The sequence below is a fragment of the Nonomuraea sp. NPDC050202 genome (assembly GCF_040656115.1).
Taxonomy (GTDB): domain Bacteria; phylum Actinomycetota; class Actinomycetes; order Streptosporangiales; family Streptosporangiaceae; genus Nonomuraea.
The window spans coordinates 45,710-67,242 of sequence record NZ_JBFALF010000046.1 but is presented as its reverse complement, the minus strand read 5'-3'; the positions used below and the strand labels follow the sequence as shown (position 1 = coordinate 67,242).

The window sequence follows — 21,533 nt, the reverse complement described above, 5'->3', positions numbered from 1 at the left end:
AGTGGAGGACGAGCCGTCCGACGGGGTGATCCTGCGCATGGACCGCGATGGATGGCGGGTCGAGATGCGGCTGCACGAACGGTTCCCGGACGCGATCGACTCCATCGTGTCAGGCGTGGACGCCGACGGATGGGACGAGGTCTGGGCGGTCGGCGACATCGGCGACCTCGACGAGGACTCCAGGGATGTGCGGCTCCCCTTCGCCCTGCACTGGGACGGGCAGCGCTGGAGGACGTTCAGACCCACCCAGCTGCCGAAGGCCGGCGCGTTGACCGACGTCGCCGTGGACGGTTCGCGGGCGTTCCTTGTCGGCAGGCGCGGGGAGGGCGAGACGTCCGTCCCCGTCCTTGTGACCTGGGACGGCAGGCGTTTCGGTAAGCGGGATCTTCCGCGTGGAGGCAAATTCCACGCCGTCGACGCCGGAGCTGGGCACGTGTGGATCGCGGGCAGTTCGTCCAGCGGACGATGCGTCGGCGCGCGCCCGGCGATCTGGCACAGTGCGACTCGCGGCAGCGCGCCGGTGGGGATGAGGCTGCCCGCGTCCGGCCGCGGCACACTGCGGCACATCTGGCAGAACGGGCCGTCCGATGTATGGGCTGTGGGCGAGCGTGGCGCCGCGGGGGACTGCGACGAGTACGGGACAGGCGCACCGCTGATCCTGCACTGGAACGGCAGCTTTTGGACGCAGGTCAACCCGCCCAAGTGGAAGGGCTCGCTGTACGGCGTCGCCGCCGTCGGTGAGGACGACGTGTGGGCAGTGGGCTACGAGCAGGACGTGACATCCGAGGTCACGCTGTTGCACTACGACGGGCGGCGATGGAAGCGCAAGGCCGGGTACACCGAAGGCGGCAGGAACACCTCCGGCCTCGCCCGGGTCAACGCCAACCTGCTGCTGGCCGCCTTCTGGAACTGTTGTGAGGAGGACGTGACGGCGCTCATCGGCGGTTCGGGGCGCGGTGTCGATCTGTTGGCTCTGCGTTCCTGTGGCGCCGCGGCGCCACAGCGGCGGTTCGCTCTGGCGCGGGCCGAGCTCCACCGCGACCGCGGTGGTGTAGCGTCCGGGCGGCACTTCGTGCGAGAACGGTCCGCATGCGCGCGCCTGGCCTGCTGCCAGCGCACCGAACTCGCACGTACGGAGGGTTTTCGCCAGCGGCGCGCGGGATTTGACGTTGTGCAGCCAGACATAGGCGACCGCGCCGTCGACCGCTCGGACCGCGCGCAGGTCGAGGGATGCGACCACGGCGCCGTCGGTCACCGCGACACACGGTTGCATCGATATCGGCACGCGCGCCGTCGCGTGCGGCGAGCGGCACCGCGTGGGTACGTCCGGCACGGCGTCGCCCGAGGCCCAGATGAACGCCGCGTTGGCCGCGAGGAGCGCCAGCGCCGTACCGGCGACCGCCGCGACCTTCCAGAGAACGCGTGGCCGGCGCTCCTGGCCACGGACTTCGTCCGTCGCGTCCGTCGCGTCCGTCGCGTCCGTCGCGTCCACCGCGTCCGTCGCGTCCACCGCGTCCGGCTCGGTGCGCGCGGGTTCGCCGGCGGCCTGGGCATGCTGCTTGACCTGGTCGTTGATCTCGTGCCAGCGCCGCTCCCACTCGGCGGTGTCCGTCACGCCGCAGGCGCGTACGTAATCGAGGGCCGCCGACAGGCTGGGCAGCCGGAGCCCCTTCGCGGCTTCTGAGAGCTTGCTCGGCGAGCAGCCGACCCGCGAGCCCATGATCCGGTACGTCGGTTGTCCCGCCGCGACGCGCAACTGGCGTAAGTCGTGCGCGAAGCGTTCGATCAACCCGCCCTCGGGATCGAGTTTCCGTTCTGGCCTGCCCATTCGCCCTGCCTCGTTGATCAGACGACTGATCGGTGGTGATCAATCAAAGCGTGACAAGGATGAGCCGTGCTGAACAAGTCGGCGTCTGAGGAGGCATGAGTGAAGACGATGTTCGCGGCGGCGGTCGCGGTCGCCATGGGATGGTGCGGCGTCGCGGCGTCGGCGCACGCCGCGACGGGGGTGGCCTTCCGCGCGTACTCCGGCGCGAGCCCAAGCGCGCACCAGGCCCATTTCGAGAGCCTGCGCGGCCGGGGTTACCGGCCGATCACGGTGAGCGTCTCGAAAGGGCCGAGGTATGCGGCTGTCTGGGTCAAGGGCGGGGGCAGAGCCTGGATCTCTCGGAGCGGGTTGTCAGAAGCGGGGTTCAAGGCGCGGTTCGACGAGTACCTCGCACAGGGATATCAGCCGATATCGGTGTCCGCGACGGGTCCGGCCGGCCGTGCGACGTTCGCCGCGCTGTGGGAGAAGCGCTCCGAACGGTTCTTCTCCCGCATGGGGCTCACCGGGGCCGAGTTCGCCGCTCACAACCGGAAGGCCCACGCGGACGGGTACGTACCGGTCTCGATTGATGTGTACGGTACGCCGTCGGATCCCCGGTACGTCGCGGTCTGGCGGCAGAGCCAGGGAGGCGGGTGGTACTACTCGTACGGAAAGTCGGCCGCCGGGCACAAGAAGTTCTTCAACGAGCGCACCGCCGAGGGATACCGCCCGACGGCGGTCGCGGTGGGCCCGGGAGGGACGCGGTTCGCCGCGGTGTACCGCAAGGACGGTGTCCAGCCCTGGTACCACTACATCGACACCTCCGCCTCCGCCTACCAGCGCAGGTTCGACAGCCTGGTGGCGCGCGGCCTGCGCCCGGTGCAGGTGAACGTCGAGGACGGCGTGTACGCCTCGGTCTGGATCAGCTGACCACCGGGGGCGGGGGCCCGGCTGACGCCGGGACGGGAGAGCGATCCCCGGGAGGGCCGCAGGAGGACGGTGGTCCGGTCGACGGGGCCTGAGCCCTGGCGACCGGCCGGCGGCCGGATCCAGTCCGCCGGCGCTCGGCTGAGCTGTCCGGGTTGCGCTGCCGCAGGCGCCGAGCTGGCTTCGTCGCCCGGCGCCACGGCTGGCACCCCGGCCCCGAAGCCGCGCGCCTAGTTGTACTGACCACGGACGTTGGTTACAGCATCGCCGATGCAGCGGATCGGCCGCCGAGTGTGGCGGCTCGAACCGCGGCGTCGGCCCGGCATCGGCGGACGCTCAGCAAGCACGGGCGTGTGTCCGCACCAGCCGGAGGAGCGGTGCGAGTCACCCTTAGGGTGGTCCTTCGCAACGAGAGTCAGGAACGACGGGGGTTTGTAGTGCAGCGCGTCAGCCGACGGATCAGCACCATCGCTGGGGCGGGTGTTCTCGCACTGCTCCTGGCCGGTTGTGGAGGCGCCGGCACCAGCGAGAGTGCCGGCGGCGAGAAGCCGGAGGCGGCGGAGACGGCGAAGGCGGCGGACAAGCCCGCGTCCCCCGGTACGCCGCTGACGCTCGACACCGCACCGCGGCGGGTGAACCACACCGGCCGCGACGAGAAGGTGCACAAGCTGACGCTCAACCCGACCCTGCTCACGCGGGGTTCGGTGGACGACCTCGACGGTGTGCGGCTCGACGACGATATGCGCGGGATGGTGCCGCACTATCTCACCGTGTCGATCGCCAACGCCGGTACCGGTACGGTCGAGCCCGCCATGGCCGTCAGGAACTTCCGCGTGGCGCTCGCCGACGGCACCGCGGGCAAGGCCGTCTCGTTCTTCAGCGGCAGCCCCCTGGCCTCGCCCGGCACCGGCTCGCTGGAGACGTGCGTCGGTACGAGGGCTCCGAAAACCTTGACGGCCGGCCAGGCGGCGACGGAGTGCCGGGTCGTGATGCTGCCCGAGGACGCCATGCCCGCCACCGTCTCCTACAGTGACGAGTCCGTCACCAGGACGTGGAAGGTGGAGGGCGGCGAGATCGGCGGCGGCGTGCTGGCCGCGGGCAAGCCGGCCAAGGCGACGTGGAAGGACACGAATGACAAGGACGTGCCGCTGACCGTCACGCTGAAGAGCGTGCGCAAGGCCGGCGCCGGAGCGCTCGCCGACTACAAGCTGAACGCCAGGCAGAAGGCCGCCACGGTGTACTTCGTCACGCTCTCGTACCGCAACAACGGCACGTCCAAGCTGTACCCGGGCATGGACGAGGCGGTCTCCCTGCGTACCGAGAGCGGGCAGACCCTGCGCAAGCTCACCCTCATCGCGATCGGCAGCAACGGGCCCAAGGGCTGCCGATCCGCCGTGCCCTACGGCATGGTGCAGCCGGGCAAGAGCGTCCAGCAGTGCGGCGTTTACCTCGTCGACCAGGGCGACAAGCCCGTCACCGTCACCTTCTCCTCCACTACCGAGGGAGCCGACCCCGTGACCTGGAAGGCCTCCTGAGGTACGAGTGCGTTCTCGCAGATCACCGACGCCTCCCCGACCTCGATCCGAGACCCCTCGGCATCGAGCACCGCACCGTACATCACGCGCGTCCTCGGCCCCACGCGGACATCACCAACCAGCGTGGCCGTCGGGGCGACGTAGGCGGTGGGATGGACCTGCGGTTCACGCCCGCGGCGCCGGATGCGGATTCCCTGCGCTTCAGAGATCACGTGATCAACGCGGCCGACGACGGCTCTTGGGGCGGGTTGCGGCCGTCCTGGAACGCCACCAGGACGGCCGGACCGTCACCACCGCACGGGCAGCGTCCCGATGAAGCGGCCGAGCGCGCCTGCCAGAAGCCGGTGGTCGTGCAGCGACGGATGCCAGTCGCAGCCGAGCAGGTCGAGCCCGAGGGCGTCGTTGTCGTAGTGGAGCGCCGACACCCGTCTGTCGCCCTGGCTGTTGCGCTCCCGGACGACCTGCTCGACGATATCCGCCAGCGGGTGCCGGACATCGTCGGGTAGGTCAGCACGATGGACGTGCCGGGGCCGTACCGGAGGCGGAGCTTGGCCAGGAAATCCAGGTAGGCGGCCCGGAAGTCGGCGGCGAGCGCGGCGGTGTCGGCCCACGGCTCGCCGGGGTTGAGCGGGGTGGAGAAGTCGTTGATGCCGAGGCCGACCACGACGACCTGCGGCCTCCAGGTCTTGGGCGGCTGCCAGGCCGCGGTGCCGGCCGCCTGGAGGGTGCGGTCGTAGTACGTGCGGAAGTCGGTGCCGGGGCTGCTGCCGTTGTAGTTGCGTACCATGCCCATCCCGGACCAGGCCGTGAGCTGGTGGTCGGCGTTCAGCGCGCGGGCGGTGAGGGCGCCGAAGGTCTGGTCGGCGTTGGAGTTGGGGTTGATCCCGCCGCTCGCCGAGCAGTCGCGGCTGGTCGACATGTTGCCGTAGCCGGCGGTCCAGGAGTCGCCGATGAACTCGATCTGCCGGGTGCGGGCGGCGGGAGGGGCGAGGACGCGGCCCCCGGGCGCGGCGACGAACCCGCCGAACTCGCCGGGCGTCCACGGGCTCTCGGTCCGCTTGACGAGGCGTACGGTGTGCACGCCGCCGCCGAGGCCGGTCACCCAGTGCGTGGTCCTGCCGGGCGTCCGCAGCGTGACCGGGGCGGCACCGTCGATCTGGACGTCGTAGTCGTTGGCGGTGTCGTTCAGCTCGATCCCGACCCCGGTGCCCTGGAAGCGGCCCTCGAAGGTGATGCCCGGCCAGGTGTAGCGCACGCTGTCGCCCAAGTCCTCGACCCGGCCGGCGGTACGGGCGCGGGCCAGGGTGTCGCCGGACGGGTCGGCGCACGTGGCGCCCGCGACGGTTCCGTCGCCGGTGCCGGTGAGACCGAACGCGGTGGACCTGCCGGGCCCGATGGCGCTGTTGTGGCGGGTACCGGTGACGGTCACCGTCCCCGTGGTGCCGGTGGCGACGCCGTTCCACAGGGCGCTGATCCGTACCCCGGCGGGCAGGGCCAGCGTGACGCGCCAGCCGTCGAGCGGGGTGGTGCCGGTGTTGGTCACGACGACCTCGCCGCGGAAGGCGCCGTCGCGGGCGGCGATCGTCCGGTACGCGGCGGCGCACGTGTTGCCGGGGGCGACCGCCCGGCCGGTGACCGGCGAGATCCTCCCGGCGCACAGGCCGCGTTCACGCAGGTCAGCGGCGATTCGCGGGATGGCCTGGATGGTGTTCGCGGGCCAGTCGTGCATGAGGATCACGTCGCCGGACCGCAGCTGTCTGGCCTTCGCCGCGATCTGGTCGGCGGTGGCGTTGTTCCAGTCCTGGGAGTCCACGTCGGCGTTGATCTCGGTGAGGCCGTGCCGGAGCTCCACCGCGCGCAGCCCGTCGTCGGTCTCCAGGTAGGGCGGGCGGAACAGGCGGGGCGTGGCGCCGGTGACCCGCGCGATGACGTCCTGAGTCCGGGAGATCTGCGCGTCCTGCTGCTCGGCGGTGAGCTGCGTCATGTGGGGGTGGTCCCAGCTGTGGTCGCCGATCCACATGCCGGCCGCGACCTGCTCTCTCGTCAGGTCCGGGTACGCCTCCACGTTCTGGCCGACGTTGAACATGGTGGCGCGCAGCCCGGCGATTCTGAGGGCGGAGAGCAGGGCGGGGGTGTTGCCGGGGGTGGGCCCGTCGTCGAAGGTCAGCCCCACGTAGCCGGAGCAGGCGCGGCCGGGGGCGCTGGTGCCCGCCGACGCCCGCGCCTGCGGCGCGGCCAGGCCAGCCGCCGCGAGGGCAGCCACGAGAGCCACCGGGACGAGGGCCGCGCTCGGTAATCTCCACCACCATAAGACGTGCACTGTTCACTCCTTTGCCGACCGACACGAAAGGGGAACGCCTGCCGCCCGGCCCGGTGCCCACCGGATCGCGGCAATGGGGCGTTGGCGATGGGGACGTTAAAGTGCCGGGCCGCACGTACGGCCGCAGACGGGCAGGAGAGCGGCGAACGGTCGTCGGCGCGCTGCGAACGGTCGCTCCTCGCGCCTCGTCCGTGAAAGTTGCCTGCGCCCGCCAGGCGTCCGGTTCTTTGAGGTCCTCCTGGAGAACTCCCTTCAGGAGGACCAGATCACCGGCAGCGGCGAGGCGTGCTTCAGCGGGACGGCCCCCAGGGGAACGGTCCGAATACCGCGCCGCCCGAATAATGTCGTCCCGGGTGCCCGCGCCGGCCTCGGCGTCGACCATCATCGTGGTCACCGAGTGGCTGAGGATGTCGTGCCGCTCCCTGGCCGGCAGCGCTCGCTCCCGTTCGGCCGCCCGCCGTTCGGCCGCTGCTCCTTCGGCCTCCAGCGACCGCTGGCGCGCCTGAAGCTCAAGCATGCGGTAACGCGCCCCGGCCCGTCAGTTCCTCCGGATCAGGGTCGCCGCCGCCCAGCACGAGCAACAGAATGGTACTGGATCCAGGCCAGGTAGCGGCCCTGCCGGGGGAATGTGAAGGTGAACCTCAGCCGTGGGCCGTACGGGCGACGGACTCGTCCGGAACGCTCTCCCCGGCGTTCGCCATCGAACTGTCTCGTGCACGTGGCCGAGGTAACGGCCGTCATCGCGACGCATGATGAGATGCCCGGCCATGCCCAGCCACGGCTGGAGCGGGGTCTTCCCTGTGTCCAGGGTGAGGGTCACCGGCCGCCCGGCCACCGGCTGGGCCGGTTCCAGGGCAGGCCGTACGGCCTGTATCCGCCGCAGCCGAGCGTGTGGGCGGGCGGGGCGATGCTGCGATCCATGCTCACCCACCCGGACGCCGGCAAGGAGGTGCGCGCCGCGATCGCAGAGCAGCAGCGGCAGGTGGCCGCCGCACTTCCCGCCGACGACGCGGTTCTCCGCGCGGGGCTCATCGGAGCCCTCACCATCGGCGCCCTGGTGAGCCGCCACCTCCTGGAGCTGGAAGGGGTACGGGACGCCGAAGTGACGGAGATCGTCAGCGTGCTGCGTGGCCGGCGCCCCTGCCGCGCCGGCGGCGAGCGCGGCGAGCGGGTGCCGGTCGAGCTGGGCCGCGATCGCCAGAATGACGGCGATCACGTACATGGCCCAACCCGCCACAAGATTCACCAGCGGGCCGGTGCCGAACAGGGTGGGAAACCGTTCCCTGGTGATGCCCTTCAGGAAATCGGGCAGAGTCCGGGGCCGGGGGAGTGATCGCGCAGCTCAGAAGTACTTTGAGGTCAGGTCGGTGGTGGGCCAGGAGGACACGGTCACCTTGTTCATGTCGTCGTCGATCCCGTCGTAGTCGAGCGACCCGCTCTCCTCGCGCCGGTTGAGCAGCAGGGCGTAACTGAACCCGTTCTGCAGCCGCGCCAGGTACGTGTACGTGCCCGGCATCGAGCCGTTGTGCCAGGTGTTGAGGTGGCCGGTGACCTGGCGGCACCACCAGCCGCCGCCGTACCAGGATCCGTACTCGTTGGCGCCGATCTCCGGCTTGGCCACCAGCTTGGCGATCGAGGACGAGCTCAGCACGGTGCCCGGCCGGTCGAAGGCGAGGGTCCAGCGGACCAGGTCCACGGCGGAGGCCAGCCAGCCGCCGTTGGCGTCCTGGTTGGGCATGTTGAAGCCGCCGTAGGGGTACGGGACGATGGTGCCGGAGGTGTCCAGCACGGTTTTGTTCGTGTACTGCGACTCGTACCTGACCTCGCCGGCCGCGGCCTCGCTCCTGAGGCTCTCGCCGAGCCTCATGCGGGTGATGCCGAGCGGCTGGAGCAGCTTGGTCTTGACGTACGTCTCGTAGGGCTGTCCCGAGACCTTCTCGATGATCCGGCCGAGCAGCAGGTACCCGTAGTTGCTGTAGACCATCTTGGTGCCCGGGGCGTGGTCGAGCGGGCGGGCGGTGGCGTACCGGATGATGTCGTCGTGCCCGATCGGCAGCGGTACGTCGAGCGCGGCCGAGATGGTGTGGTCCAGCCAGAGCTGGTCCTTGGAGACGTCGCGGTCCCAGCCGCCGAGGTGCTGCATGAGGCGGAGCACGGTGACTTGCTCCATCCGGGCGTCGGCCGGGGTGAGGCCGAGCAACTGGGTAACCTTGGCCGACAGGCTCAGCTTGCCGTCCTGCACCAGGCGCATGACGGCGGCCGAGGTGATGTTCTTGCTCAGGCTGGCGATCCGGAACAACGACGTCGGCGACGGGACGGAGGGCACCCTGGAGTAGTCGTCGTAGGTGTAGCCGCGCGCGAGCAGGATCTTGCCGTTCTTCATGATGGCCAGTTGCGCGGCCCTGATCTGGCGATCCAGCACGAACTTCTTGAGCAGGTTGTCGTACCCCGCCAGTTGAGTCGGCGCGGTTCCCGACGTGCGTACCACAGGGGCGGGTGGCGCCGCCTGTGCCGGTCGCCCAGCGATCAGCACCGCCGGCGACGCCACGAGTAGAGCTCTACGGGAAAGGCCGGTCACTTATGCCCCTTAAGTCACATCCGATACCTGAGTCACATAGCTTACGGATCCGCTGGCCGCTGAGGTCGGTCACGTCGTGAGCGGGCTGAGCTGCGATGGCCGGGGGACGTTGCTGCCTGGACTGGTGCGGCCGGTGCCGGTTGTAGTGGATCAGATACTTCTGGAGCACGCGGGCCAGATGGCGTTCGTTGAGGATCAGAATCCGGTCGGCCCGGCTCGGCGGGGTGCCGGATCGATACCGGCGGCGTGCAGGATCTCCCACACCGTGGAGACCGGCGCGACAACGTCGCAAGCCAGAGCCGGTCGGCGCCACCTCACCGAGGCCGGCTGCCGAGCTGACGGCGGAGGACCTGGTTCTCGTGACGGAGCACCAGTACCTCAACATCTTTGGGCAGATCGGAGTGGGCCGGCACCGTCAGCAGGTCGAACAAGCCCTTCACCGACTGGTAGACAGGCGACAGCAACACCTGGCGATGGTCGCAGCCGCTGCCTTGATCATGCAGCAATCCCCAGTTCAGAGCACGGAACCGTATTTCGAGCGGGACACGCCGCCGCGGACATTCAGCAAGACCGCCGCCGTCGTCGTCATCACCGCGAAGTCCGCCGGGCGTAAGGTCTTCGGCCTCGCCACCGCAGGCGTCCGTCTCGCTTGACCTCTTGCGCGTCAGTCCGGCAGCCAGTGCAGCTCGTGCGCCAGGGTTTTGGCGACGGCACGGATACGGCGGTGTAGTGGCGACTGCTCGCGTGGGAGGACCAGGTGGATCGTCAGGCTGGGCGCGCCCCGCAGCGGTCGCCAGGTGAGACCGGCCGGTTGTCCCGTGACCGCGGCTTCTCCGGCCGGGGCGAGGGTGACCCCGTCTAGCAGGTCGCGCTGAGACATGTCGAAAGAGACTGCGGGCGTGTGGAATCGGGGGTGTGGTCGGGTGTCTCGGAACAGTGCGGACAGCTGATCGTGGATCACGGGGTTGGCCGCACGGTCCGGGAGTCGCAGCGGATACGCGGCCGCGTCGGCGATCTCGATCTCCGGGTGTTCGGCCAGCGGGTGGTGCTGCGCCAGTTGGACCCCGACGCGCATACGCCGCAGCAGGAACCGGCGCACGCCACGGCCCGGCTGTTCACCGCGGGTGATCCCGGCATCGATGCGGCCGTCGGCGACCGCGGGGGAGATCTCCGGTGTCGCCATCGGGACCGCGCTGACCTCGAGTCCGCTGTTGCCGCGAATCAGCCTGTCCACCAGGGCCGGTGCCGTCTCGGCCCCGGTGCTGAGGCTGTATCCGATGCGCAGCGTGCCCAGTTCACCGGCCGCCGCGCTCCGGGCGGTGTCCCATGCCCGGTCCAGCGCCGCCAGCGCGGGTGGCGCGGACTCCGCCAAAGCCGCACCGGCCGTGGTCAATACGACGCTACGCGTGTTGCGGACCAGCAGGGCCGTACCGAGTTCCGCCTCCAATCGACGCATCCGGGCGCTGAGTGCGGGCTGTGCGATGCCGATCCGTGCGGCCGCGCGGGTGAAGTTCAACTCCTGCGCCAGCACCAGGAAGTACCGCAGGCTCACCGTGTCCGGCGCCACGTGCCCTCCCTGCCGATTGATAACGATCCGTTCTGAGTCTATCTCGTACCGGTCTTTCCCTCGACCGCACATCAAGCCCTAACCTGCGCATATGACGATTCAACTGACCGCAGTACCCGTCGCCGGGATCGATCGATCTGAGTGTCAACGCGAAGTCGGACGTGTCCGGCCCAACACAGGAGGTTTCCATGGCTAAGGGCTACTGGGTCAGTGTCTACCCTGCCATTTCCGACCCTGAGAGGCTGACTGCCTACGACAAGCTGGCCGGTCCGGCTGTCCAGGCTGGGGGCGGGCGCGTCCTGTCCCGGATCCCGTCCCGTGGCGGTCGAGTCGTCGCCCACGAGGCCGGAATCACGCAACGCGTCGTTCTGATCGAGTTCGACAGCTTCGAACAGGCCGTCGCGGCGTACGAGAGCGAGGCATACCAGAAGGCGCTGGTGGCCCTCCCCGACGGCTTCGAGCGTGACTTCCGCATCGTCGAAGGCATCGACTGACCGGCGGGCCCAGCCGTCGCTGAGCATCCGTCACCTGATACGCACGCCACCGGCGGTGCGGTCATCATCCACCATCCGGTGCAGGACGGCACCGGCTGAGGCAGGCCGGTACGCTCCGGGACGCGTTCGGCCGGCCGTTGCGGCCAGGTCCGGCTATCGGCGGACGTCGTTCGCGGTTGCCGGTTCGTCGAGCGTCAAAGGGGGGCCGATGTCCTGGCCGGATGTCACGGTGGTTGATGCGTGCGTGCGGCGCGACGGCCGGGGCGGCAGCCCCACGGCCGTCACCGACGACGACCCGGCGGCGACGGACGCGGACCGGCGTGCGGTCGCTGCTGCGGCCGGCACCTCGCACGCGGCGTTCCTCGGCCCGGGGCGGACGCCGGACGGTGGCCGGCCGGTCCGGTTCTTCACCTCGTCGCGCTGCGTCACCCGGCGCCGGACGAGCGCGCCGCGATCGTCGCCGCGCCTCGGGCTCACCGCGGACGATCCGCATCCGATCGACGCGCCCCGCATCGCCGCGCCCGGCGCACCACGCATGCTGGTACCGGTCCACGACCGGTCGGCGCTGCTCCGAGTCTGCCCACACCTCGGCAGGCCGACAGAGGCGTGCCGGCGGTACGGGCTCCTCGGCTGTTTCGTGTACGTACCGCCGGTGGGCGACCGACCGGGTGCGGCGCGGATGTTCGCGCCGGCGATCGGTGTCGACGAGGACGTCGCCAACGCCAACAGCACCGGCTGCCTGGCCGCCCACCTGCTCGACACGACAGGGGCGCAGACGGTCGTGATCGAGGTGGAGCAGGGTGACGCCCTCGGTCGACCGGCCGGCGTGCTCGCTTCGGCCCGACGCGGGCCGGCGGGCATCACGACCCGGGTCGGCGGGTTGGCGGTGGTCCGCGACGGACACTTCGGCGACGACTAGACCGTCCTCTTCTGCGATCCGCATGGGGCTGGGGCTGTCCGCTGCGGTCAAGCGTTGGCACCCGGTGGCGGCCGTCAGCGGGACGCGGTGTCGAGGGCGCGGCTGAGGGTCCATCGGGAGACGCGCAGCTTGGCGGCGACGGCGGTTCGGGTTTGTCCGGCGCCGAGCAGGATGCGGGCGTCGGCGATCTGTTCGGAGGTCAGGGCGCGAGGACGGCCGCCGACGCGGCCTCGGTGGTTGGAGGTCTTGTGCTACCTGCCGGTTTTGCTCCGGATCATGCTAGTCACGGGGCGGCAAGAACAAGGGCCAGCCGCCGTCCGTCGCCTCGCTCTACCGGGCATTTGCCGAAACCGAGGCGGCAGCCGAACAGGCCGCCGCGAACGACCGCGTGACGCTGCGACCCAAGCCCGCCCCGATCCGGCAGCGCAGCGAGCCGGAAACACCCGAGGAAGCCGAGCTCCACGACCGCCTCCAGGCTCAAACACTCCGACGCCGCGTAGGCCGGTATGCGCCTGCTGAAAATTCCATCCATGCGGGTCAAGTCGCATGTGAGTACTCATGGAGGACGCCGCCGAGTTGGCGTTCAAGGACGGTGATCTGGTGACGCGGAACGAGAATCTCCACGTCCTTGTCCCGATCACTCATGGGCAGCAACCGCAGCGCGGCGAACGCGTTCGTGACGGTCAGGTAGGCCAAGCGAAGCAGCACAGCGGATCATCCTGCCGTGCACGCTTCCGTCTCCCAGGTGACCGGAGCTCGCGTACACCACGCGAGGCCCTCGCAGGGTGGGTCCAGGCCCGTCGCAGCAGACGACGATGCCACGCCAGCGACGCCGCCGGAGTGACCAGCCGATGAGCGCGCAGCACCGCCGGCAGCCACCGGCCCAGCGCCGCGAGAACGGCCCGATCGACTGCGACCCAGCAACATCAGCCGGCCGAACACCCGAACCGTGATCAGATAGAGCAGGCGAACAGGCACAAAGCGTGATCTTGTCGTCAGGGCCGGACGCAGTCAAACCACAGCTCAGAGCCATCGCGACTGAATTTTGACGCGGTACAGGTTCCTGATCCCCCGTGAGAGCTACCGCGATGTCCGTTCCAGGGGGATGGCACGCCCGGCTCCGATCCCTAACCTCTCATAAGCCGCGGAAGACACCGCGGAAATTGATCGAGAGGATCGCGATCGTGGCGTCCCCGGAGCACCCGGAAAGTACCCTCCCGCAAGCCGGCCCTGCCACGGGCCGCGGCCGGTTGCGCAGGTTCCGATTCCCCGTCCTGCTGGTCGCGTTGTTCGGTGTGATGGTGGTGACGGGCGGGATCAACCAACTCGTCTCGCCCGTCCCCATCCTCGCCCTGCCGGTGGGCGTCGGCCTGGCCATCACCGCTGTGGCCTGCTACCACTGGTTGTGCCGGGCCGTCGAGCTCCGCCCGGACATCTCCGAACTCGGGAAGACGGGCCGATGGTCCCAGCTGCGGCGCGGCACGGTGCTCGGGTTCAGCCTGTTCGCCGGGTTGATGGTGCTGATCGCGGTATTCGGTGGCTGGCAGGAGGTTTCCTGGGGTTCCTTCGGCGGCTTCCTCGGCGCCGCGGGCCTGATGGCGAGCGTCGCCGTCGCCGAAGAACTGCTGTTCCGCGGGGTGGTGTTCCGCATCATGGAGGAACGTATCGGCACGGTGCTCGCCCTGGTCGTATCCATGCTGCTGTTCGGTGCGATACACCTGGTCAACCCCAACGCCACCCTGTGGGGCGCGTTCGCGATCGCCTTGACGGGCGGAGCCATGCTGGCCGCCGCCTACGTCGCCACCCGCTCGCTGTGGCTGCCCATAGGCCTGCACTTCGCCTGGAACTTCACCCAGGCCGGGATTTTCGGTGTCACGGTCTCCGGGTCGGGCGTACCGCCCGAGGGCCTGCTGAACGTCACGCTGTCGGGTCCGGCCGCGCTGACCGGCGGCACCTTCGGCCCCGAGGCCAGCCTTTTCGCCCTGCTGGTCTGCATGGTGCCCACGATCTTCCTGCTGCGGCGGGCCGCCCGCACCGGTCAGATCCGGCCCCGCCCGCACCGCGCCAAGCTCTCCGCCTGACCGGCACGATGCCCGGCCGCGGGAGCCGACGCCGCGTCAGCCCTGATCGGCGGGCACCAATCCCACCCGATAGGCGAGAACGACCGCCTGTACACGGCCCCGCAGGTCGAGTTTCGTCAGGATCCGCGACACATACGTCTTGACGGTCTCGGCGCTGATGGACAATCGTCCGGCGATCTCCGCGTTGGACAGGCCCTCAGCGAGCTGTTCGAGTACCTCCAGCTCCCGCTGCGTCAGTGCCCGCATGACTTCCTGCAGGGCCGTGCGGGAGGAGTCGGTGGGGCGCAAGCGCTCGGCGAAGCGGCCGATGAGGGCACGGGTGACGGCGGGTGCCAGCAGGGAGTCACCGCGCGCGATGGTGCGTACGCCGTCCACCAGTTCTTTCGGCCGCGCGTCCTTGAGCAGGAACCCGCTGGCGCCTGCCCTGAGCGCTTCGTAGGCGTACTTGTCGACGTTGAACGTGGTCACCACCAGCACCTTCACCGGATCGGCGACGCCGGGCCCGGCCAGTCGCCTGGTGGCCTCGATGCCGTCCAGGACGGGCATCCTGATGTCCATCACGACGACGTCCGGCAGCAGCCGCCGGGCGGCCTCGAGCGCCGCGCGGCCGTCCGCGGCCTCCCCGACGACCTCCATATCGGGCTGGGCGGAGAAGACCGTGGTGTAGCCGGTGCGCACCAGCTCGTGGTCCTCGCAGATGAGCACCCGGATCGGCGTACTGGTCATGCGGTGCCCCTGGACGGGATGAGGGCCCGGACGCTGAACCCGCCCCCGGGCCGGGCTGCGGCGGTCAGCTCACCGTTCAGCATGTGTAGGCGCTGGCGCAGCCCGTCCAGCCCTCGTCCCCCGGACGGCACGGCGGGGCCTTCTGCGAGAGCGGACCCGTCGGTGGTCACCTCGATGTCGATGTGGTCGGCGCGGTGGTGGACCGTGACCCTGGTGGGCCGGCCCGTCGCGTGCTTGATGGCGTTCGTGAGGGCTTCCTGAACCACCCGGTATGCGGCCAGCTCGACGTCGATGGGCCGGGGCAGGCGCTCACCGTGCTCGGTCAGTTCGACGGGCTGGCCGGAGACGCGGGCCTGTTCGACCAGGTCGGCGACCCTGCCGAGGGCCGGCGTGCGGTCCGTGAGCGCGGCGTCGCCGGTCGCCTCCAGCACACCGAGTAGATGCCGGAGTTCCGTCAGCGCCTGCCGGCCGGTGTCGCTGATGGCGGCCAGTCCTTGCCCTGCGCGTTCCGGTGCGGTGCCGACCAGGAACTGTGCCGCGTCGGCTTGCACCACTATGGCGGTCACGTGATGGGTGACCACGTCGTGCAGCTCACGGGCGATGCGGGCGCGTTCGTCGGCGCTGGCCGCCAGCGCGCCGAGCCGCTGCCGTTCGGCCTCCTCGGCCCGCCATCGGCGCACGCCGACGCCGGCCATCCAGATCACCACCAGAACCAGGTAGAAGGCGAGGAAGTCCGAGATCCGGTTGGGGGATCCCAACTGGCTCAGGACGACCGCCAGCGCGGCGTAGCCGGCGCTCACCGCCGCCGCGAGCGTGCGACGCCGCCGGGACTGTTGAGCTCCGGCCGTATACAGGGCCAGGTAGAAGCCGATGCTGGCGAACGTCTGCGGATAGCAGAGCGCCTGATGAACGGCGAAGGCGGCGCCGATGACGGCGAGGCAGGCCGCCGGGTGACGGCTGCGGAGCGCCAGCGGCGCCGACTGCGCCACGGTCAGCACCACCGCCAAGGCGCCGGCCGGGCGCTTCGGCAGGTCGCTGAGCTGCGCTCCGATGACGGACAGCGTAGGTACGAACGCCAGCGCAGTGAGCGTCACCGCGAGCGCGCTGTCCTTGACCGAGGCATGCCGGGCTCTCCACCAGATCGGCCATGAGCGGACGGCCAGGGGAACGCTCGCGATCATCGGTGTAGTCTAATGGCCCTCTGCCCGTACCTGGGGCACTCAGAGCTTTCGCCATCTCGCGCGGGAAGCTGCTCTTCAGTGTCGTGGCCGGTCCCGGAGCGCTCGCCCGCTACCTCCGCAGCGGACAGCTGACCGGGCAGCATGCCGGGCCTGGGACGGGTGCCGTAACGCGGCGGTCCTTCCGTCGTGACACCGCGCCCGGGAACCCTCCCATCAGCGGGACAACACTACGCAGAACGGGCGGGAGGGGCCGTAACGCTGGTGATGTGCCCGACCAGGAGGTCCTTCGCGGATCGCACGAACTCTGTGACGAGTGGGTTCGTGTCCGCGGTCCGGGTGGCTACGACGATCTGGCAAGGCTCGATCCCGTCGAGCGCAACGGTGACCAGGCCGGGGCGCAGGGTGTAGCGCCGGTCGCCGGCGGGGACGATGGCGATGGCGGTGCCGTCGATGATGGCCTCGAGTTTGTCCTCGTAGGTCTCGGCCAAGGTAGGACCCACCGGGGCGGGTTCACTGTCCGATCGGGGTTCGAGCCGCCAGAAGGTGGTCCATTCGACGCCCATCCCGGTACAGCCCACGAGTGGTTCTGCGGCAATGTCGTCGGCCGTGACCGTCTCTTTCCCCGCGAGGCGGTGCGTCGCGGGCACGAGCAGGACCCGGGGCTCGGAGTACAGGACCGTCACCTCCAGATCCCCGGCTGGGATCGGCAGCGGCGTACGGGTGACCAGGACATCGACCTGCCGCTCCAGCAGCATGGAGGCGTCCTGCGAGCCGAGGTGACGAGTACGGACGTGGGCGTCGGGATATCGCTGGCGCAGGTTGCGCACGGCGGGTGTGATGACGAGATCGTCGACGTACCCGATGGTGATCGTGCGCGCCGGCGCCGCGGCCAAGGCGGTCTGGACCGCCTGCTGGGCGCCGTGCAGCAGTTGCTGTGCCTTGGGCAGGAAAGCCGCGCCTGCGGCGGTAAGGCGGCTGCCCTGGGTGGTGCGCTCCAGCAGACGCACGCCGAGAGTGTTCTCCAGGCGCTGGATCTGACGGCTCAGGGAAGGCTGGGCAACATGCAGTTCCTCGGCCGCCCGGGCGAAGTTCAGCTGCTCGGCGACGACCGTGAAGTACCGGACCAGCCGTAGGTCCAGATCGGGAAGCATGTCCCCAGACTAGTCCCCCGTTATGCACTTCTTGCATCACGGGGTGCCATGCAGGTCTTGGACGCCTACGCCGGTCTGGTGGTGTCATGCCTCGTATGACCATTGTCTTTGTCCACGGCGTCCCGGTGACCTCTGCGGTCTGGACACCTCTGATCAGCGAGCTGCCCAAGTCCCAGCAGCAGGACGTGGTCCGGCTCTCACCTCCGGGCTTCGGCTCCGCACTTCCTGCAGGCTTCGGTGCCACCTTCCTGGACTACCGGGATTGGCTCATTGACGAACTGTCGCAGCTCAGGACCCCGGTGGACCTGGTCGGTCACGACTTCGGCGGCGGTTACGTGCTGGAAGTCGCGATGGCCCGTCCCGACCTGGTGCGCAGCTGGATCAGCGACACCATTGGCGGGTACGAACCGGACTTCTCGTGGCATGAGATCGCAAAGACCTGGCAGACGCCGGGGGATGGGGAACGCCACATCGAGGAAACCTTCTCGGGAGACGCCGCGGAACGGACGGCGCGCATGATCTCGTGGGGCATCCCGGAGTCAGCGGCCGGCCAGGTGGCGCTCGGGCAGGGCCCCGAGATGGGCAGAGCCATTCTGTCGCTGTACCGCTCCGTACCCGAGGACATGCTGGCCGAACGCGGGCGCAATCTGCCGGCGGCAGCAGCCCGGCCCGGTCTGGTTCCCGTGGCCACCGACGACCTCACTGCCGGCAGCGTTGCCCTCCGCCACCGCGCCGCCCAGCGCGCCGGCGCCCGTGCCGTCGACCTCGACGCGCTCGGTCACTGGTGGATGCTTCAGGACCCGGCCCGGACCGCCCGCATGATGTCGGACTTCTGGGACAGCCTGTGAAGCCGCACATCCGGAAGCCATCGATCTTGAACACCACGCAACACGATCACGGAAAGACCGCCTTCACCTCATGACCATGCACATCCCCGATCAGACCGGCCGGACCGTCATCATCACCGGCGGCAGCAGCGGCATCGGCAAGGCCACCGCTGCCGCACTGGCGGCGAAGGGCGCACGGGTCATCCTCGCCGTGCGCGACCAGACCCGCGGCCGCGCGGCCGCCGCCGAGATAGGCGGCCTCACCGAGTCACGCCCGCTCGACCTCGGGTCGCTGGCCTCCGTGCGTGAGTTCGCCCGCACGACGGACGGCCCCATCGACTATCTGATCAACAACGCCGGTTCCATGACCCACACCCTGCAGCACACCACCGACGGCTTCGAGAGCCAGCTCGGCGTCAACCATCTCGGGCACTTCGCCTTGACGAATCTGCTCCTGAGCCAGATCACCAGGCGGGTGATCACCGTGTCCTCCACCAATTACCGCGGCGCACGCATCGACTTCGAGGACCTGCAGTGGCAACGACGGCCCTACCGGCCGTTCGGCGCCTACGGACAGACCAAGCTGGCCAACCTGCTGTTCACCCGAGAGCTGCAGCGCCGCCTGAACAGGGCCGGCTCACCGATCCTGGCCACGGCAGCGCATCCCGGCTGGGCAGCCACCGGATTCACCATGACCACCGGCCGGCGGATCCTTGACCACACCCTCGCACTGGGAACGCGGCTACTGGCCCAAAGCCCCGAAGGTGGGGCCCGACCGACCCTGCTGGCCACCGTCGGCAACGTTCCCGGCGCCAGCTTCTCCGGCCCCAGCCGGTTCGGGGTACGCGGCCCCGCCGCCCTCGAAGAATTGTCCGGCGAAGCACTCGACGATGACACTGCGCAAAAGCTCTGGGAGGTTTCCGAACTCCTCACTCATATCAAGTTTCCCCTGCCTGCCGCCTGAGCGGCCGATCTGACCCGGCCGAGCTGTAGATCACCAGAAACATCGGGCAGGTGCCGAGGTTGGGTAAGAATCGTGTCAGTACGCCATGGAAAGCGCTGCGGGGCACCTGCCCAGTCCGGCAGGGGTTCGCAGCGTCTCCTCCACTGCGGTGGCAGGTGGATGCCCTCGGCAACGGCGACGATGCCCCCGACGATGGCGCAGGTGGTATCGACGTCCCCTCCGGCCACCGCTGTGGTCCATACGGCCGCCTCGTAGTCGTGGCGTTGGCGGGCTGCCACCCAGAGGGTGAACGGCACGGTGTCGTGCGCGGTGACCTGTCGTCCGTTCCCGAGCATCTGGGCGGCGAGCGCGGGGTCGCTGATGGTGAGGAGTTGCCGGGCCTCGGCGATGCCGTCGCGAACCATGCTCGCGGGTACGTGTTCGCTGATGTGATCGAGGAAGTGTCCGGAGGGCAGGTCGGGTTCTGTTGCGGCCACGGCTGTCGCCACCGCTATGGCCACGGCGCCGGCCACTGCCTCGGGATGGGTGTGGGTGACCTGTGCCGACAGGGTGGCTTGGTGGACGACTTCAGTCAGGGAGCTGACATCGCTCTCATTGTGAAGTACGTCGGCTGTTCGCCGACGTACTTCATCCGACGGCGGTGAACGCGCGGGAGGTGTGGCCCCGGGTCTCCCGCACCACCTTCGTCTCCACCCCGGCCGCCGGCATCAGTGAGGCCGCCCCGTGGCGGAGATCGAGAAGGCGGATGAGGGTAGGCCGGCGAGGTAGACCGGCCAGAGGAACTGGTCGGTCATGAGGTCTCCTGACGAAGGCGGAGGTGAAGGTGCCGAACAGGGAACCTGGTCACGAGGCCCGGGGGAGCGAGACCTGATCGGCCGGATCCGTCCGGCTCCGGCGGTTGGCGGCGTGGGCGGTGAGGGCGCCGATCGCGCAGATGATCCCGAGGCCGAACAGCGTGTACCGGGCCGCGTTGAGGGTGGAGTCGCCGCCCAGGTTGATCAGCATCCCGGCGACGGCCGTGCCGAACGCGATCGACAGGCTCGTCACGGTGGCGACCCCCGCCGCGGCCCGTCCGCCTTCCTCGGGATCCTGGGTGCTCGACATCGCCGCCACGGACAGGTGCGGGTAGGCGAGGCCGATCCCGGCCCCGGCGGCGAACAGCACCGGCACCCACACCAGCACCAGCCAGACCGGCGGGTCCGTACGCTGCAGCAGCCCCTGGAGGATGAGGCCGGCGGCGAGCAGCAGCGGTCCGAGCACGCGGAGCCGGCGCACCGCGCGCTGCCCGGCCACCGACGAGCTCCCGATCTGGGTCACCGACCAGCCGAGCGAGATGGCCGCGGCGAAGAACCCCGCCACGAGCGGCGGCAGCCCGGCCAGCCGCTGGCCGAACAGCGGCAGGAACGACTCCACCGCGACGCCGAAGGCGAGCAGCCCAAGCGTCAGATAGACCCACTTCAGCGACGAACCGGGGCGGTAGGTCGTGCGCGGGAGGACCCGGTGCTCGCTGCGCCGCTCATGCGCGACGAACCCGGCCACCAGCAGCAGCGCCACCCCGATCCCGGCGGCCTTCTGCGGGGTGCCGGCCACGACGCCGGCCACGCTCACCGCTGCGGCGGCGGCCGTGATCAGCAGTAGCGACCCCGCCGGGATCGGCACCCGTTCCCCGCTGTCCTGGCTGTGCGGCAGGACGCGCGGCACGAGCACGCCGCACCCGGCCCCGATCACGGCCATCGCCGCGAACGCCCCCCGCCACGAGCCGATCTGGGCGAACAGGCCGCCGAGTGCCGGTCCGGCGAAGTTGCCGACGCCGTACATCGCCGACATCAGCGCTGCGCCGCGCGTCCAGAGCCGGGCAGGCAGTGCCGACCGGATGACGGCGAATCCCAGCCCGGACAGCAGCCCCGCTCCCAGCCCCTGCACGCCCCGGGAGAGCAGGAGCACCGTCATCGCCGGGCTCAGCGCGCAGGCCAGCGAGCCCGCGGTGAACGTGGCGAAGCCGGCGAGGTAGGCGCCGACGGTGCCCCACCGGGTCAGGAACCGGCCGGTGAGCATCGTCGTGATCACCATGGCGACGAGGTAGACAGTCATGTTCCAGGCGTAGAAGCTCGCGCCGCCGAGCTCGGCCACCGCGGTCGGCAGCAGGCTCGCCGCCAGGTAGATGTTGATCGCGCCGACGAGCACCCCGCCGGCCAGCACGATCGCCGAGCCGAGGTGCTCGCGGCCCAGTAGTTCCCGCCAGGCGGGCGGGGTGGAGGGTGGGGTGGCGGTCACCGGCTCACCTCCAGGACGCTCTGCGCTCCTCCGCGGATCGAGGGGGAGCTGGGCTCGTCTCCTGGCTGCTGGACGGATGACGGGCCGGCGACCCGTTCGTAGTGGTCAGCACTCATGCGTTCCACGATGTCGTTGAACCGTTGCCGGAAACTTCCGCGCCATCCGCCGCTCGCGGCCAGGCC

At 69.9% G+C, this 21,533-nt stretch carries 19 protein-coding genes and 1 pseudogene; 9 read left to right on the top strand and 11 right to left on the bottom strand.

All coding sequences use genetic code 11. The annotated features are described in order from the left end of the window. Nucleotides 1-109 precede the first annotated feature (109 nt). A complete protein-coding gene (locus AB0I79_RS55285; RefSeq protein WP_357892728.1) occupies nt 110-1,720 on the bottom strand; it encodes a hypothetical protein in 1,611 nt (536 codons plus the stop codon). Nucleotides 1,721-1,936: 216 nt separating this feature from the next. Between AB0I79_RS55285 and AB0I79_RS55280 the strand changes: the two genes are divergently transcribed. Both AB0I79_RS55280 and AB0I79_RS55275 read left to right on the top strand, forming a co-directional pair. Beyond that, on the top strand, nt 1,937-2,737 hold the full coding sequence (locus tag AB0I79_RS55280; RefSeq protein ID WP_357892726.1) for a hypothetical protein: 801 nt from the start codon (nt 1,937-1,939) through the stop codon (nt 2,735-2,737). 434 nt (nt 2,738-3,171) lie between these two features. Further along, entirely contained in the window at nt 3,172-4,269 is a 1,098-nt protein-coding gene (locus AB0I79_RS55275; protein ID WP_357892694.1) for a hypothetical protein, read from the top strand. 208 nt (nt 4,270-4,477) lie between these two features. Here AB0I79_RS55275 and AB0I79_RS55270 read toward each other — a convergent pair whose 3' ends face one another. Continuing rightward, on the bottom strand, nt 4,478-6,532 hold the full coding sequence (locus AB0I79_RS55270) for a polysaccharide deacetylase family protein (protein ID WP_357892692.1): 2,055 nt from the start codon (nt 6,530-6,532) through the stop codon (nt 4,478-4,480). A 976-nt stretch (nt 6,533-7,508) separates the two neighbouring features. Here AB0I79_RS55270 and AB0I79_RS55265 point away from each other — a divergent pair. Beyond that, on the top strand, nt 7,509-7,922 hold the full coding sequence (locus AB0I79_RS55265; RefSeq protein ID WP_357892690.1) for a hypothetical protein: 414 nt from the start codon (nt 7,509-7,511) through the stop codon (nt 7,920-7,922). A gap of 9 nt (nt 7,923-7,931) precedes the next feature. Here the strand turns inward: AB0I79_RS55265 and AB0I79_RS55260 are convergent, their stop codons facing one another. Next, nucleotides 7,932-9,137: a serine hydrolase domain-containing protein gene (locus AB0I79_RS55260; protein ID WP_357892688.1), complete on the bottom strand. Its 1,206-nt coding sequence runs from the start codon at nt 9,135-9,137 to the stop codon at nt 7,932-7,934. Nucleotides 9,138-9,526: 389 nt separating this feature from the next. Between AB0I79_RS55260 and AB0I79_RS55255 the strand changes: the two genes are divergently transcribed. Next, complete coding sequence (locus tag AB0I79_RS55255) at nt 9,527-9,820, top strand: hypothetical protein (protein WP_357892686.1); 294 nt, start codon at nt 9,527-9,529, stop codon at nt 9,818-9,820. An 11-nt stretch (nt 9,821-9,831) separates the two neighbouring features. Here the strand turns inward: AB0I79_RS55255 and AB0I79_RS55250 are convergent, their stop codons facing one another. Continuing rightward, nucleotides 9,832-10,734, bottom strand: a complete 903-nt coding sequence (locus AB0I79_RS55250) for a LysR family transcriptional regulator (RefSeq protein ID WP_357892684.1) — start codon at nt 10,732-10,734, stop codon at nt 9,832-9,834. A gap of 188 nt (nt 10,735-10,922) precedes the next feature. Here AB0I79_RS55250 and AB0I79_RS55245 point away from each other — a divergent pair, with 188 nt between their 5' ends. Both AB0I79_RS55245 and AB0I79_RS55240 read left to right on the top strand, forming a co-directional pair. Next, a complete protein-coding gene (locus AB0I79_RS55245; protein WP_185101828.1) occupies nt 10,923-11,228 on the top strand; it encodes a DUF1330 domain-containing protein in 306 nt (101 codons plus the stop codon). Nucleotides 11,229-11,436: 208 nt separating this feature from the next. Beyond that, nucleotides 11,437-12,147: a PhzF family phenazine biosynthesis protein gene (locus AB0I79_RS55240; protein ID WP_357892682.1), complete on the top strand. Its 711-nt coding sequence runs from the start codon at nt 11,437-11,439 to the stop codon at nt 12,145-12,147. 74 nt (nt 12,148-12,221) lie between these two features. Here AB0I79_RS55240 and AB0I79_RS55235 read toward each other — a convergent pair. Both AB0I79_RS55235 and AB0I79_RS55230 read right to left on the bottom strand, forming a co-directional pair. Continuing rightward, nucleotides 12,222-12,353, bottom strand: a pseudogene (locus AB0I79_RS55235) (helix-turn-helix domain-containing protein); the annotation flags it as partial. Nucleotides 12,354-12,684: 331 nt separating this feature from the next. Continuing rightward, complete coding sequence (locus tag AB0I79_RS55230) at nt 12,685-12,843, bottom strand: hypothetical protein (protein ID WP_357892680.1); 159 nt, start codon at nt 12,841-12,843, stop codon at nt 12,685-12,687. A 488-nt stretch (nt 12,844-13,331) separates the two neighbouring features. On the opposite strand from AB0I79_RS55230, the gene AB0I79_RS55225 reads away from it, so the two are divergent. Next, complete coding sequence (locus tag AB0I79_RS55225) at nt 13,332-14,228, top strand: CPBP family intramembrane glutamic endopeptidase (RefSeq protein ID WP_357892678.1); 897 nt, start codon at nt 13,332-13,334, stop codon at nt 14,226-14,228. A gap of 36 nt (nt 14,229-14,264) precedes the next feature. Here AB0I79_RS55225 and AB0I79_RS55220 read toward each other — a convergent pair whose 3' ends face one another. From AB0I79_RS55220 to AB0I79_RS55210, 3 genes are all read right to left on the bottom strand, one after another. Then, nucleotides 14,265-14,954 carry a response regulator transcription factor gene (locus tag AB0I79_RS55220; RefSeq protein WP_357892676.1) on the bottom strand — a complete coding sequence of 230 codons (690 nt, stop codon included), beginning with the start codon at nt 14,952-14,954 and terminating at the stop codon, nt 14,265-14,267. Next, on the bottom strand, nt 14,951-16,135 hold the full coding sequence (locus AB0I79_RS55215; RefSeq protein WP_357892675.1) for a histidine kinase: 1,185 nt from the start codon (nt 16,133-16,135) through the stop codon (nt 14,951-14,953). Before AB0I79_RS55215 ends, AB0I79_RS55220 begins: the two co-directional genes overlap by 4 nt. A 227-nt stretch (nt 16,136-16,362) precedes the next feature. After that, nucleotides 16,363-17,286 (bottom strand): LysR family transcriptional regulator, encoded by a 924-nt coding sequence (locus AB0I79_RS55210; RefSeq protein WP_357892673.1) that lies wholly within the window; start codon nt 17,284-17,286, stop codon nt 16,363-16,365. 95 nt (nt 17,287-17,381) lie between these two features. Here AB0I79_RS55210 and AB0I79_RS55205 point away from each other — a divergent pair, with 95 nt between their 5' ends. Continuing rightward, nucleotides 17,382-18,134 carry an alpha/beta hydrolase gene (locus tag AB0I79_RS55205; protein WP_357892671.1) on the top strand — a complete coding sequence of 251 codons (753 nt, stop codon included), beginning with the start codon at nt 17,382-17,384 and terminating at the stop codon, nt 18,132-18,134. Between the two features lie 70 nt (nt 18,135-18,204). Next, nucleotides 18,205-19,077: an oxidoreductase gene (locus AB0I79_RS55200; RefSeq protein WP_357892669.1), complete on the top strand. Its 873-nt coding sequence runs from the start codon at nt 18,205-18,207 to the stop codon at nt 19,075-19,077. Here the strand turns inward: AB0I79_RS55200 and AB0I79_RS55195 are convergent. Then, on the bottom strand, nt 19,047-19,652 hold the full coding sequence (locus tag AB0I79_RS55195) for an ADP-ribosylglycohydrolase family protein (protein ID WP_357892724.1): 606 nt from the start codon (nt 19,650-19,652) through the stop codon (nt 19,047-19,049). The genes AB0I79_RS55200 and AB0I79_RS55195 overlap by 31 nt on opposite strands. 268 nt (nt 19,653-19,920) lie before the next feature. Continuing rightward, a complete protein-coding gene (locus AB0I79_RS55190; RefSeq protein WP_357892667.1) occupies nt 19,921-21,351 on the bottom strand; it encodes an MFS transporter in 1,431 nt (476 codons plus the stop codon). Between the last annotated feature and the right edge of the window lie 182 nt (nt 21,352-21,533).

Excerpts from the sequence above, each read along its gene's own strand:
- AB0I79_RS55280 (WP_357892726.1), top strand. The coding sequence starts at position 1,937 with ATGTTCGCGGCGGCGGTCGCGGTCGCCATGGGATGGTGCGGCGTCGCG.
- AB0I79_RS55200 (WP_357892669.1), top strand. The coding sequence starts at position 18,205 with ATGACCATGCACATCCCCGATCAGACCGGCCGGACCGTCATCATCACC.
- AB0I79_RS55245 (WP_185101828.1), top strand. The coding sequence starts at position 10,923 with ATGGCTAAGGGCTACTGGGTCAGTGTCTACCCTGCCATTTCCGACCCT.
- AB0I79_RS55205 (WP_357892671.1), top strand. The coding sequence starts at position 17,382 with ATGACCATTGTCTTTGTCCACGGCGTCCCGGTGACCTCTGCGGTCTGG.
- AB0I79_RS55285 (WP_357892728.1), bottom strand. The coding sequence starts at position 1,720 with ATGGGCTCGCGGGTCGGCTGCTCGCCGAGCAAGCTCTCAGAAGCCGCG.
- AB0I79_RS55240 (WP_357892682.1), top strand. The coding sequence starts at position 11,437 with ATGTCCTGGCCGGATGTCACGGTGGTTGATGCGTGCGTGCGGCGCGAC.
- AB0I79_RS55265 (WP_357892690.1), top strand. The coding sequence starts at position 7,509 with ATGCTCACCCACCCGGACGCCGGCAAGGAGGTGCGCGCCGCGATCGCA.
- AB0I79_RS55215 (WP_357892675.1), bottom strand. The coding sequence starts at position 16,135 with ATGATCGCGAGCGTTCCCCTGGCCGTCCGCTCATGGCCGATCTGGTGG.
- AB0I79_RS55220 (WP_357892676.1), bottom strand. The coding sequence starts at position 14,954 with ATGACCAGTACGCCGATCCGGGTGCTCATCTGCGAGGACCACGAGCTG.
- AB0I79_RS55210 (WP_357892673.1), bottom strand. The coding sequence starts at position 17,286 with ATGCTTCCCGATCTGGACCTACGGCTGGTCCGGTACTTCACGGTCGTC.